The sequence below is a fragment of the Bacillus sp. MN7755 genome (genome assembly GCF_054771475.1).
Genome location: NZ_BTRL01000015.1, coordinates 388,589 through 401,764, shown reverse-complemented (window position 1 = coordinate 401,764; position 13,176 = coordinate 388,589). Strand labels below are relative to the sequence as shown.

Annotated in this window: 14 protein-coding genes and 2 pseudogenes; 8 read left to right on the top strand and 8 right to left on the bottom strand. The window is 33.9% G+C overall.

Going from position 1 to position 13,176, the window contains the following annotated elements; all coding sequences use genetic code 11:
• The first annotated feature begins 50 nt into the window (after positions 1-50).
• Positions 51-995 carry an alpha/beta hydrolase gene (locus ACYVEC_RS18780; RefSeq protein ID WP_098557043.1) on the top strand — a complete coding sequence of 315 codons (945 nt, stop codon included), beginning with the start codon at positions 51-53 and terminating at the stop codon, positions 993-995.
• A gap of 45 nt (positions 996-1,040) precedes the next feature.
• Here the strand turns inward: ACYVEC_RS18780 and ACYVEC_RS18775 are convergent, their stop codons facing one another.
• Together ACYVEC_RS18775 and ACYVEC_RS18770 are read right to left on the bottom strand one after the other, a co-directional pair.
• Complete coding sequence (locus ACYVEC_RS18775) at positions 1,041-2,042, bottom strand: LLM class flavin-dependent oxidoreductase (protein ID WP_098557045.1); 1,002 nt, start codon at positions 2,040-2,042, stop codon at positions 1,041-1,043.
• A gap of 105 nt (positions 2,043-2,147) precedes the next feature.
• Positions 2,148-2,339, bottom strand: a complete 192-nt coding sequence (locus tag ACYVEC_RS18770) for a DUF3896 domain-containing protein (protein WP_063222789.1) — start codon at positions 2,337-2,339, stop codon at positions 2,148-2,150.
• A gap of 177 nt (positions 2,340-2,516) precedes the next feature.
• Between ACYVEC_RS18770 and ACYVEC_RS18765 the strand changes: the two genes are divergently transcribed.
• Positions 2,517-3,980 carry a flavin monoamine oxidase family protein gene (locus tag ACYVEC_RS18765; protein ID WP_063222788.1) on the top strand — a complete coding sequence of 488 codons (1,464 nt, stop codon included), beginning with the start codon at positions 2,517-2,519 and terminating at the stop codon, positions 3,978-3,980.
• Positions 3,981-4,064: 84 nt separating this feature from the next.
• The gene (locus tag ACYVEC_RS18760; RefSeq protein WP_098557046.1) at positions 4,065-4,649 is read left to right on the top strand and encodes a GNAT family N-acetyltransferase; all 585 of its coding nucleotides are present in this window, start codon (positions 4,065-4,067) and stop codon (positions 4,647-4,649) included.
• A gap of 23 nt (positions 4,650-4,672) precedes the next feature.
• On the opposite strand, the gene ACYVEC_RS18755 is transcribed toward ACYVEC_RS18760, so the two are convergent.
• Positions 4,673-5,575, bottom strand: coding sequence for an aldo/keto reductase (locus tag ACYVEC_RS18755; protein ID WP_098557048.1), 903 nt, complete (start codon positions 5,573-5,575; stop codon positions 4,673-4,675).
• Between the two features lie 165 nt (positions 5,576-5,740).
• Between ACYVEC_RS18755 and ACYVEC_RS18750 the strand changes: the two genes are divergently transcribed.
• Positions 5,741-6,691 (top strand): CobW family GTP-binding protein, encoded by a 951-nt coding sequence (locus tag ACYVEC_RS18750; protein ID WP_063222785.1) that lies wholly within the window; start codon positions 5,741-5,743, stop codon positions 6,689-6,691.
• A gap of 97 nt (positions 6,692-6,788) precedes the next feature.
• Here the strand turns inward: ACYVEC_RS18750 and ACYVEC_RS18745 are convergent, their stop codons facing one another.
• Entirely contained in the window at positions 6,789-7,259 is a 471-nt protein-coding gene (locus ACYVEC_RS18745) for a GNAT family N-acetyltransferase (RefSeq protein WP_000172416.1), read from the bottom strand.
• 410 nt (positions 7,260-7,669) lie between these two features.
• Between ACYVEC_RS18745 and ACYVEC_RS18740 the strand changes: the two genes are divergently transcribed.
• A complete protein-coding gene (locus ACYVEC_RS18740; protein WP_098557049.1) occupies positions 7,670-7,816 on the top strand; it encodes a hypothetical protein in 147 nt (48 codons plus the stop codon).
• Positions 7,797-7,991: a hypothetical protein gene (locus tag ACYVEC_RS18735; RefSeq protein WP_306475100.1), complete on the top strand. Its 195-nt coding sequence runs from the start codon at positions 7,797-7,799 to the stop codon at positions 7,989-7,991. Before ACYVEC_RS18740 ends, ACYVEC_RS18735 begins: the two co-directional genes overlap by 20 nt.
• On the opposite strand, the pseudogene ACYVEC_RS18730 reads toward ACYVEC_RS18735, so the two are convergent.
• From ACYVEC_RS18730 to ACYVEC_RS18720, 3 genes and pseudogenes are all read right to left on the bottom strand, one after another.
• Positions 7,953-8,090, bottom strand: a pseudogene (locus ACYVEC_RS18730) (exosporium leader peptide-containing protein); the annotation flags it as partial. The gene ACYVEC_RS18735 and the pseudogene ACYVEC_RS18730 overlap by 39 nt on opposite strands.
• A gap of 171 nt (positions 8,091-8,261) precedes the next feature.
• Positions 8,262-8,426, bottom strand: coding sequence for a hypothetical protein (locus tag ACYVEC_RS18725; RefSeq protein ID WP_000017081.1), 165 nt, complete (start codon positions 8,424-8,426; stop codon positions 8,262-8,264).
• A 146-nt stretch (positions 8,427-8,572) separates the two neighbouring features.
• On the bottom strand, positions 8,573-8,767 hold the full coding sequence (locus tag ACYVEC_RS18720) for a hypothetical protein (protein ID WP_001042534.1): 195 nt from the start codon (positions 8,765-8,767) through the stop codon (positions 8,573-8,575).
• A 144-nt stretch (positions 8,768-8,911) separates the two neighbouring features.
• Here ACYVEC_RS18720 and ACYVEC_RS18715 point away from each other — a divergent pair, with 144 nt between their 5' ends.
• Entirely contained in the window at positions 8,912-9,163 is a 252-nt protein-coding gene (locus tag ACYVEC_RS18715) for a hypothetical protein (protein WP_000690661.1), read from the top strand.
• A gap of 498 nt (positions 9,164-9,661) precedes the next feature.
• Here ACYVEC_RS18715 and ACYVEC_RS18710 read toward each other — a convergent pair.
• Positions 9,662-9,847: pseudogene (locus ACYVEC_RS18710) on the bottom strand (hypothetical protein).
• 1,496 nt (positions 9,848-11,343) lie between these two features.
• Between ACYVEC_RS18710 and ACYVEC_RS18705 the strand changes: the two are divergent.
• On the top strand, positions 11,344-13,176 hold the full coding sequence (locus ACYVEC_RS18705) for a GAF domain-containing sensor histidine kinase (RefSeq protein ID WP_098556297.1): 1,833 nt from the start codon (positions 11,344-11,346) through the stop codon (positions 13,174-13,176).

The following is a 13,176-nucleotide window of genomic DNA, read 5'->3' as shown; positions in this document are numbered from 1 at the left end:
ATAAAGGCTTGAGAAATAAATATTATAAAAGGTTACGGGGGAATTGGGGTATGAAAAATAGTATGACTTATATTCAATTATTAAATGAAACGTTACATTGTTATGCAAAGAAAGGAAGTTTGGAAGCGTATACTTATATAATGGAACATGCTAAAGGTATAGTGGGGAATGAGGCGCAAATATATAATTTTAAATATGCATTAGCGAGTGCAGCAGGACTTGAAGAAGAAGCGTTGTATGTAATGAAGGAAGCTATTATAGAAAAGGGTTTTTGGTATGGAAATGAGTATTTAATTTCGGACGACGATTTAAAATCATTACATAAATTTGAAGACTTTCAGAAAATGGTTCAATTATGTAAAGAGAGAGAAGAGTTAGCAAAGAAAACAGAACGAGCAGACGTGAAATATATAGACGGCAAGAAAAAAGAAAAACTATTTATTGCAATGCACGGTGATCAAGAAAATATAGGAATAGTAGAACCATATTGGAAATCTGTTTTGACACAAGATTATACGTTAGCTTTACCACAGTCTTCGCAAATTCAGTTTTCAGATGGGTTTGTTTGGGATGATATACATAGAGCAAAAGAAGAATTAAAAGAGCATTACGTTAAGTTTATAGAAAATCATACAGTAGAAAGAGTAATAATTGGTGGTTTTTCTGCTGGTGCAGGAGTAGCTTTGTATACGATTTTACACAAAGATATAGATGTAGATGGTTTTATTTTTATGGCGCCGTGGCTTCCAGAGATTGAAGAATGGAATGAGTGGTTGGAAGTGCTACAAGATAAAAATATAAAGGGATATATAGTGTGTGGGGAGCAAGATGAAGATTGTTTCGAATGTACGCAGCAATTTGTACGATTATTAAGAGATAAGAATATAGAACATAAGTATAAAGTTGTGCCTAATCTAAACCATGATTATCCTGAGAATTTTGATGAGTTATTAAAAGAGGCTATTGAATATATAGATGACAAAAGTAATAAGTAGTAAGAAAGGGAGATGCATCATAATTGATGTATCTCCCTTTTATTATTATAAATTAAAAGCATTTGCTAGTAAGCGATAAGAATTCAATTTATCTTCAAATCGATGAGTAATTGTGACAATCATAAATTCATCAGTATTGTACGCTTTGCTTAAGTTTACGATTTTTTCTTTCACAGAAGATGGATCACCGACAATCATACGTTGACGATTTTCTTTTATACGGAATAAATCATAAGCGCTGTATGAATAATTTTGTGCAGTTTCGATAGAAGGAGTACCAGTTGTTCGCTTCCCTTGCTCTAGTAATAAGATTGATAAATCTAAACTAGAAGCAATCCTTTCCGCTTCCTCATTTGTTTCTCCGCAAATAACAAAAATAGCGACGATTGATTTTGGTTTATCTCCTAAATAGGAAGGTTGGAATTGTTCTTGATAAGCCTCCATTACCTCAGGTCCACCGTATCCGTTTATGAACTGTGCGAATGCAAAAGAAGCACCTTGTTGTGCGGCAATCTTTGCGCTCTCTCCACTAGAACCAAGCATCCACATCCCGGGAGATGTTGGAATCACAGGAGTAGCCTTTAAATTTGCATAATGATGGTTTTCTGGTACTTGATCATGTAAGTACATTGCAACATCTGCAATTTGTTCTGGATATTGATCAAGTGAGACCATTTTTCCTTCTTGAAGTGCGCGAGTCGCAATTGGCATACCGCCAGGTGCTCTGCCGACACCAAGGTCAATACGATTTGGATAAAGCGCTTCTAAAACGCGGAAGTTCTCAGCAACTTTATAGGGGCTATAATGCGGTAACATAACACCACCTGAACCAACTCTCATACGGTCCGTTTTTGCTGCAATATGAGATATAAGTATTTCTGGACTTGAACCAGCCAGGCTTACCGAATTATGATGCTCTGATACCCAAAAACGTGTAAATCCAAGTTTTTCAACTTCTTGTGCAAGCGTAACTGTATGAGAAAAAGCTTGGGCTGCTGTACTACCATCTGAAATAGGGGATTGGTCTAATACACTTAACTTGATCATAGAATATACCTCTCAATCTTAATGTACATCCTATTATATATTTACTTATGAAAAATGCGTAATGAAATGCTCAAAATAAAAAGTGGATAAATTACATATCCACTTTTAACGTGAAAATCCTCGTTCATAATGATTCATTTCGACTACATTTATAATATATTCGTAGTTATCAATCTCAAGTTTTAATTGTTCACGTTCTTTTTTAGATAGATGCATATTACTAAGTTTGTTGCATAGCTGTTGTTTCTTTTCTTCTAAATACTTTTTTGTAGCATTGTAGTCGTAAGCTGGTTTCATTTTTAACCACTCCTTATTTGCTGTTGCTATATTATACGAAGCGTGAAGAGATGTGAGAGCTATCTCTTATGTATTTTTAGTGAATATTCAACTTGCTCAGTTGTTATGTTTATGGGAATTTATGAATAAAATGCACTAAACCACTAATGCCCATTTGATGAAGTAAGGGGTGGAATTGTGCAGAAAGATATAATGTTTAACACTGAGATGGATGAAACGTTACAAGTTATAAATAAGGGATTGAAGAAGACGACAAGTCCGAAACAAATTATTGTAGTAGGGGCTGGTATGGCTGGTTTAGTTTCGGCCTCTTTATTAAAGGCAGCAGGACATGAGGTGAAAATTTTTGAAGCAAACAACCGGGTAGGTGGCCGCATAGAGACAGTTAGAATGGAAGATACCGGATTATATTTGGATGTTGGGGCAATGAGAATTCCGTATTCGCACACATTAACGATGGCATATATAAGAAAATTTGGGCTACAGGTGAGCCCATTTATTAATAGGAATGATACGGATATTATTTATGTAAATGGCCGAAAAACGACGTTACAACAATACGAAAAAGATCCAAGTATTTTAAGATATCCAGTGGAAATGAATGAAGTTGGGAAAACGTCTGAGGAACTATTATTGTTAGCGGTACAGCCCATTATAAATTTTATAAAAAAGAACCCAGAAAAAAATTGGGATGTTGTAGTAAAGGATTTTGGAAGATACTCTACGGGACAATTTTTAAAGTATCATCCTTATCAATATAATACGTACTTTTCTCCAGTAACGATTGAAATGATCGGTGTTCTTTTAGACTTAGAAGGTTTTTTGGAAAGGTCGTTTGTTGAAACGTTGCGCTTTTTATATATTATGCAAGAGGAGAGTGGATTTTGTGAAATAGTAGGGGGGAATGATAGATTACCAAAGTCCTTTTTACCACAATTAGAAGAAAATATTATTTATAACCAAAAATTAATGAAACTGCATCAACACGATAATGGGGTGACGGCTTTCTATCGGAACGAAGAAACGTTTGAATATAGTAGTATAACTGGTGATTTAGTTATTGTTACGATTCCGTTTTCGACAATGCGTTTTGTGGAAGTAGATCCATTTGATTCTATATCTCATGAAAAATGGAAAGCAATTCGTGAATTGCATTATATGCCTGCGACGAAAATAGGGATTCAATTTAAAAGCCGATTTTGGGAAGAGCAAGGACAATTAGGAGGCAGAATTATAACAGATTTGCCAATACGTTACGCTTATTATCCAAGCTATGGAATTGGAGAGAAGGGACCAGCTATGATGCTAGGAAGCTATACATGGTCATATGATGCGTTGTTATGGGATGGATTATCAAAGGGGGATCGTATTTATTACACATTACAAAACTTAGCAACGATACTAGGTGGTCAAGTATATGATGAATTCTTGTCTGGAATATCAAAAAGTTGGACATTGGATCCATATGCACTTGGAGGGTTTGCGCTATTTCAGGCAGGTCAAGAATCTGAGCTACAACCAGTGATTGTCAAACCAGAGGGAAGAATATTCTTCGCTGGAGACCATACGACGTTATATCACGGTTGGATTCAAGGGGCAATTGAATCTGGGGTTCGTGTAGCGTTAGAGGTGAACAAGTAAAATGTGTAAAATTCAGAAATTTCTTTACTGTATAGTTTGAGATGGATATTATTATATATAAAAGAATTATAGGGAGTGTTTACAGTGAATCCATTATTATTCGATTTTCCTTCTGAATTTTATACTGAAAGGCTATGTATTCGAATGCCGAAACCGGGAGACGGTAAAGTTGTATACGATGCAATTCAAGCTTCTATGCAAGAATTAAAACCATGGATGGTTTTTGCTCAAAAAGAGCAAACAGAGGAAGAAGTAGAAGAAAGCATTAGAAAATCACATATCCAATTTTTGAAGCGTGAGGATTTGAGATTGCTAGTATTTTTGAAAGAAACAGGTGAATTTATTGCATCAGCTGGATTACACCGTATTAATTGGGATATACCTCAATTTGAAATTGGGTATTGGATTGATTCAAGATTCAGTGGAAAGGGCTATATGGTAGAGGCAGCAAAGGGTATAACAGATTATGCTTTTTCTGAGCTGAAAGCAAACCGCGTAGAAATTCGTTGTGATTCTTTAAATAAGAAGAGTAGAGCAATACCTGAGAAATTAGGCTTTAAGTTAGAGGGTACGTTAGAAAGTGCGAGTGTAGCAGTAGATGGTAATGGATTAAGAGATATGTGTGTATTTGCGATGACTAGAAATACATATGAAAAAGAAGAGCTGTAAGAAGCAGCTCTTCTTTTTGTGTATTATGGTACAGGATGTCCATTAGAACTTTCGAAAATTGTAAACCATTGTTGACGGTCTAAGTGAACTTTTGTGGCAAGAGCGGCCGTTTTAACACGATCTAATTTACCAGAGCCGATGATTGGCATCATTTTAGCTGGATGTGCAAGTAACCATGCATACATAACAGTATCAATGCTACTAACACCTAGCTCAGTAGCAACCTTTTGTAAAGTTTCACGTACACGTACGGCACGTTCTGATTGACCAGTAAAGATTTCTCCGCCAGCAAGTGGTGACCAAATCATTGGATTGATTCGTTTTTCTTGGCATAAATCAATTGTTCCTTTTTCAAAATGTTCAAGCTGCATTGGGGATACTTCAATTTGATTCGTAATAAGCGGGAAATCTAAGTACGAACTTAACATATTAAATTGGGAAGGTAAGAAGTTAGATACACCGAAGTGACGAACTTTTCCTTCTTGCTTTAAGCGTGAGAACGCTTCTGCCACTTCATTTGGATCCATAAATGGATCAGGACGATGGATAAGTAATACGTCAATATAATCTGTATGTAAATTTTTAAGTGATGCTTCTGCACTTTGAATAATATGTTCTGCACTAGTGTTGTAGTGAGCAACATATCGCTCTGGAAATTTTGGTGATGGGGGAGCGATTCCACATTTTGTGATGATTTGCATGTTTTCACGTAAGGAAGGCTTTAGATGTAATGCCTCTCCGAACAGTCCTTCACATGTATAACCGCCATAAATATCAGCGTGATCGAAAGTAGTAATCCCCATGTCCATGCATTCTTCAATAAAAGAAAGTAATTCTTGTTTCGTCATATTCCATTCTGCTAAACGCCAAAAACCTTGAATAATACGAGAAAATTCTAGCTTTTCGGCCATTTGAACTCGTTCCATTATAAGTGCCCCCTTGATGAATAATAATATTTCTGAAAAGGCTTTCTTTCTACGTATTATTATATAGTTAGATGGGTGTACATACAATAAATATGTTTTGCCACAAAAACGATTATTTCTATATGCTATAATGTAAAAACATATAGCTATAAGGAGATGTACGAAATGATTCCAGTAACAATATTAACTGGTTTTCTTGGTTCAGGGAAAACGACACTATTAAATCGCATTTTGTCAGAGAATCACGGTCAGAAATTAGCGGTGATTGTAAATGAAATAGGGCAAATTGGTATCGATAATCAGTTGATTATGAATGTTGAAGAAGAAATTATGGAAATGACAAACGGTTGTTTATGCTGTACTGTACGGGAAGATTTACTCGTTGCATTAAAACAATTACTAGATGTAAAAGCAGAAGGGAAAATGGACTTTGATGGATTAGTAATTGAAACGACTGGTCTTGCAAATCCGGGTCCGATTATTCAAACATTCTTTTTAGATCCAGTCATTCAATCTGCATACCAAATTAACGGTGTTGTAACAGTAGTAGATAGTTATCATATACATAAACATTTTGAAAAAGGGCTAGAAGCAAAGGAACAAATTGCATTTGCTGATGTCGTTTTAGTAAATAAATTAGATTTAGTGAATGAAAGTGAAAAGGAAAATCTCTTGCAGGAACTGCAAGGTATTAACCCAACTGCAAAGTTAATCGAGGCCACTAACTGTGATGTAGATATTCCATCATTACTACAAATTCAAACGTTTAAAACGAAAGATACGTTACAAATTTATCCTCATACAGAACATAACCATCTAGAAGGTGTAAAATCGTTTGTATTACGTGAAGAGCGCCCGTTAGATTTACAAAAACTAAATGAGTGGATGTCAGCTGTCGTTCAAGAGCTAGGGGAGTATTTATATCGTTATAAAGGGATTTTATCCATCGATGGAGTAGATAAACGTATCGTTTTCCAAGGTGTGCATACATTGTTTGCTGCATCATACGATAGAGAGTGGCAAGAGGGCGAAGAACGAGTAAGTGAAGTCGTGTTTATCGGAAAAGATATTAATAAAGAATGGTTTCAAGAACATTTCGAGGAGTGTGTGAAATAAGTCTGCGTATATTGCAGGCTTATTTTTTGGACGTAACTAAGTGTTTTGTAGAAAAATACTAGATTGCCAAAAACGAAGGATTAAAAAAAGCCTGTTTTCACAGGCTTGTATGTTCATCTAAAAGTAACTCCATTACAACACCTACAACTGGGCCTTCATCATCAATATCCCCGTTTAAACGGAAACCAAATGATTCGTATAGTCCCATTGCAAGTTTGTTGTCTGGGTGTAAACTTAAATAAATTATTTTACATTCAAATTTATCTTGTAAGAATTGAAGGAGTATGCGAAGGAAACGTTTTGCGTATCCTTTTCCTTGATATTGTTGGTCAATCATAAAGCGGTCTAACCACACACTTTTACGCTTTTCCCAATACCATCCGTACATTGCATATCCTACAAGTGTTTCTCCATCATATAAACCTATTGACGTTCCGTTTCCTTCATATAATGATTCTGCTAAAGAAAACGCATTACTTTCAATAAATTGCTGCTGGTCTTTTGCGACGTTTAAAGCAGCTACTGAACGCCAATTTTTTGCTGTTACTTCACAAATGTGAAGAGTCATAATTCCAACTCACCTTCTAAATTAATATAGCTCAAAAGCTAATATGGATAATTTTACTTGTTATTTTGGTCAAGTCAAGCAGAAACACATAAAAAAGAAGAGGTTGCCCAAAAGTAGCTGAATAGCTAATTTTGGACAACCTTTTTAATATTTATGCTTCATTATGCTAATAAGAGCATCTCCATTGGTGAGCTCAATATTTTTATTCACTGCACATTGCGCTCGTTGAAGGGGCACTTGGTTTTGTATTGTCTGCTGTATGTAATATCCTACAGGAGAAATCTTGCCAAGGGGTGTAAAAAAGATGGAGAATGCAAGCTCAATTTTCGTTTACCGACTCTTACTGCATCAGAAGTAGTGGTAGATCAATCTAGATTAGAGAAACTGCAATTTATTCCAGGAAGATATATATGAAAGAAAACGCCACCATACTGCAAGTTCTGTATATTGACGGCAAGGTCAAGTGGAAACATCTAAAAGAATATGAGATGGATAAACATGAACATACAGAATCACATGAACATCAACCATTGTGTGGTGATACTCGCTACGATTAGAAAGCTACAGTTTGCAACAAGAAGACATGTAATTAGTATTCATGATATGGGGAGTATCCGAAATGCAAAACTTATTATGAGAGATTTAAAGTCATATGTGAGCAAAACAATGCCAGGTGGTCCGGTATTGCCAATAAGGCTCAGTGTTACCGGTTGCCCCTGTAGCACCCGTTGAACCAGTGGGACCTGTAGGGATTTGAAAAGGTTGCATAGGTGGAAGTGTCGGTCCGACTGAACCTGGATTTAATGCAGCGGAGGATAAAAACTCGTCCAATAAAATTCACCTCTGAAAAATTCGTATTACTAATAGTAAATGCGTGGGTAGAGCCAAATGAAATGGACAAGCGATTGTATATATGAAATTTAATAAAATAGTTATTTAATAAAAAAGCAGTTAGCTTTCGCTAGACTGCTTTGCTCCCTAATGTAGTTCTTGTTATGTAATTTAGATGAAGATACTACCTACTAGGATTAAGGCTCCTAGCAAAATTAGAGAATCAACTAAAATCAAGAACTGGTTTTTCTGTGGCTTTTTCAATTCTTTTATTAAGCTGAAAACTGCACTTAATCCGAAACAAATGTATAACAAAATCATTATCGTTCCTGACATGATTAACACTCCTAATATATCGATATCTTAATTATATAACGAAAAATATATACATGTAAGTTTTTAATGAAATCCTTATTTAAATAGGGAAATACAGCTGAAATGATAAGTATATCTACTGAACATTTCAGCTGGTATTCAAAGTTTTAAAAACCAATTTTTTTAAACATCTTAGTATATGTAATTACAAGTGCAGCTTGTACAATTACGAATAGTGAACCCATAAACATTTTGTGGTTATGATCTAATGCACCGAATATTGCCATAGATATTCCAATTAAGATAAAAAGTACACTTAGGAAAGGCGTAATTTTCATTAACACATTAAGTCTTTTATTCATATACAGACATCCTGTTCTCAATAGATTTAAGTATTAAACGAACTTATAAATGTATTTTACTATATTTTTGTTTTTGGATATACAGGGACGTATATAAGTACAGGAGAAATTTGAACAAAAACGCTATTTGGGTAGGAAAGGAGAATGAAAATTGGTTACAACTTTAAATGTAACAAGTGTGGCCATAACAATACTGAAGAAGATATTGATTATACGAATATGCTTTGTGGAGAACCTTGTGGTTGTGAGTGCAATGAATACGAATTAATTTGTAGTTCTTGTGGTGATGAAATTTGCAGCGGTAATGGATGGGGAGAATTCGACAGAAAAGAAGCTGCTGAGGATGCTCAAGAAAAACTACTTTATATGAGCAAAAGAGCAGCTAGCAAAAGCTAACTGCTGATCTCCTCCAAGATGTAATTTACTATGTAAATTACATCAACTTATCCGTTAGTAAGTATGTAAATCCTATGAGAATTAACAAATTGAACGAAATCAAAAAAAGAGTTATAGAATTTATAGAAAAACCATAAAAAGATTTAAATTACTGGCAGAATTGTGCCGGTTGTTTTGAAATCATCGTGATATATTTGTATTGTGAGAAATGGCGGAAAAGAGAAAAAAGCATCTATTCAGTAGGTGCTTTTTCTTTTGCACAAAACAAACGAACACAACGAACGAAAAAAACAAGACGTTATGTTTTTTTTATATTTTTCATTTTGTTTTGCTAACTTGATTTTGATGTGACGTAACCTTAAGTATTTAAAAAATTAAAAAAGTCCCTCAATAATGTTAAAGGGACCTTGCTCACGCAAATGATCTGTAAATCAATTCATCTTTGATACACAGATCATTTGTATGATAATATTTATAAAGAATTGCTAAATAATGAAATTACATAAATGCTTTTAGAAGTTCTTGAATTAATGGGATTGCTCCACCAATAAATTTTAAAACTGCCATTGCGATTTCCATATTATTCTCTCCTCTGTTTTTGTATTAAGATGTGTGAATCTTTATAACCTTATTATAGTAAGCGTTTACATTTATAACAATACATTTTCGTATGCAATATTGCATATTTATACGTTTAGACAAAAATTAGGCTCTATTAGTCATTCTTTAATGGTATCATAGCGAGGTGTGAGTCTTTAAGGGTTTTCCCTAATAGGAGGAAATATGGAAAGAGTACAAGTGATTTACAGTAATCTGAAAATTAAAAGTTGGGCTAAACAGGTATTAGCTGTAGGAGGAATATTAGGGTTCTGCTACTTGGTGTTATATGTTTTTAGTTTCTTAGTTGTTATGTAAATATTATATAACTAAACTAGTAGAGTCTTGCCAAGATAGGTAAGGCTCTTTTGTTTTTATCTGTGATGAGCAAACTACATACAAAACCTTTCAAGTTTGTCAGATACTATGTATGGTGCCTTATTTTTCTATGTTTTAGAACACTACCTCTTATTATTGAAATTAAATAAACTTCTATTAAAAATTTTCATTTATATTGAAAACACAATTGTATTTATAAAAAAATGTATTTTTATAAATACATCTTAAAAAGACAAGCATAAGTTATATTAAGTTTTGGTGAAATTTTTTTATCTTTGAAAAGGATTTAAATCTTACAAATAGATTTGATCCCTTTCTGTATACCGTAATTCCTATATTATCATATGAATATAATATACTGAAATTAATTTAAAAGCAAGAATATTAGTAGGTGTCCACCATATGCCCATCAACTTAAGATTTTAAAGTAGCTCCTAAACGAAGAATTTTTTTAAAATTGATTGTTAGTAAACAAGATAGATTGGCAAATCACTAACTAAAGAAATCTCTTCAGGTAAGCTAATCAGTAATATATCAAAAGATTCTTTACAAAATTTAGAGATATATTTCGTAGGTGTTTATCCTTCTATTAGTAGATTGGAAATGCTGATATAATTCTACCAGTTGATTTATCAAGACAAATTTGGATTTGCCGTCTGTTCATTGATTTTCCGATATATGTATTTCTAGCACCTTTTAAAAATTGAGCGTTTTGATAAGCTTCATTTTATAAGGGATACATGAAGAAAGCGATGAAGTTGCAATGTATTGGTATTTGCATTTCAAATGAAAGTACACCAAAATGCGGATATATAAATTCTTTGCTGTTATATTCGGGACACGCAAATAACTAAAAGAAAAAGGAGGTTTTTTTCTGACAGTAGGGGGTATTTTTGATCTTGCTACCGATAATCAAACGATATGTTAATTAGATTTAGATAAAATAAATACGTAGGTATTTACGGTTGACTTCCTATTTTTTTAGAATTATTTTAGTGAATTAAAATTAAAACTTTGTATACATCTTTTGTACTAGTAGACCTAAGTCTAAAAGTATGTACAATTACAACATTTGGCTAGTGGGTAAATTTTACGAACTGATATATACTAGTATTGTGTCTTGCCTTTTTAGGTGCAGTACACAGCCGGTGATTGGCTAGTGGATGTTCTTCCATTTTGCCAGTGCCGGTTTTTTGTTGGATAATAGAGAAAATGAAGTTTTTATAAAGAAAGAAGGGGTTTTTTTGAAAGATGTAAATTCTATCTTTATGAGAGAAAAGATTGCTAGTACTTATCTTTATTTTATTTCTTTTCTTGGTTTGGTTACTATAACTATATCTTTACTTGAAATTAAAATCCCTTCTCATCCAACAATACTAATATTGTTGTTACTATTTATGGGGATTGCAGAGTATTTTCCTGTAAGATTTTGGAGAGGAACTAGTTCGCTTACCTTTCCGATCATTTACGCTATGAATTGGCAGTTTGGAATCCATATAACTATTATTGCTATTGTACTCGTAACGCTAATTATTCACCTGCATCGTCGTTCACCGATACAAAGAATGTTATTTAATAGTACTCAGCATGCACTTAGTTTGATTTTGGCCGAATGGTTTTCAAACAAATGTATGTCCTTATTAATTAATAAGATTGATATGTCAGTTCTATATGAAAATTTAATATCTTTGTTATTATTTTGCGTGTTTTTTTGTTTTTTCAACAATCGTTTTTACGATTTGTTAATGCTACTCCTTCCGCAGCCATATTCAATCCATCAGTGGTATAAAAAAACTGTAACGGTATTTCTTTGCGAAACTTTTGGTTTCTCTTATGCGGCACTGATGCACGTATTAATTAGTACATATAGTGTGGAAGTAAACGAGATTACAGTACTGTTTTTCTTTTTTCCACTTGTAGCAACTTCCGTTATTAGTTCTTTTTCTGTACGGATAAGGATGGAGAAGGAACGATTATATGAGTTATTTCTTATTACGACCGAAATTAGTCGAGGATTAACCGGAGGAAACTTGAAACATATTAAACAAGCACTTAAAGGGTTTTTTGGCATACAAGCATATGTAATATGGACAAAAGATGATGGGAACTGGAATATTCTATTAAAAGATGGGAAAGTCCGCTCTGATATATCTGATGATTTAGAAAAATCTGGGGAGTTTGAGGAACTTTCTAAAAATCTTGTATTTAATGATTGGAAAATTGGTACGGCTCCTGGAGATGAAATATTTGATAGTGTTATACGCTCACTTGTATATTTTCCTCTTATAGTAAATGATGAATTAGTCGGAATGTTTGTTGCAGGGAAAAGTAGAAATGCGGGTTTCTTTCCGGAAGATGTACAGTCGTTAGCTACATTTTCTAACCAATTAGCTAACGTTGTTAAAACAAGGATATTGATTTCTGAACAGGAAAAAAGAATGATCTTAGAAGAAAGAAATAGAATCGCCCGTGAAATTCACGATGGTATTGCGCAAACATTAGCCGGGGTGATATTCCAACTAGAATCCTCGCAGAAAAAATACCGTGATAAACCAAAAGATATGCAGCAAGTAGTAGAGAAAAGCATAAAAGATTTAAGAGGAAGCCTAGGAGAAGTTCGCTATTCAATTTATGCTTTAAAACCATATCCGACACAACAATTAGGCCTTAAGCAGGCAATAGCAAGTAAAATAAAATCTTTAAAACAAGAATATGAACTAGACATTACCTATCATGAAAGAGGTCATGCACGTGCGCTTAGTTTTTCAAAAGAAAGGGTTATATTTGATACATTACAAGAGAGTTTGCAAAACATTGTAAAACATGCACAAGCAAAAAAGGCTGATGTTTTACTCAGTTATCAAAGTGAGCACGTGCTTTTAAGGGTTAAGGATAATGGAATTGGCTTTTCACTATTTGAGTCTATGGTTAAAACAAAGAATGAGCCACATTATGGTATATTACATATGAATGAACAAGCCGACCAATTAGGGGCTACTTTACAGATTGATAGTTCTGTAGGGAAAGGGACAGAAATTACACTGTTAATTCCAGATTCACAAACAAGGGGTGCGTAA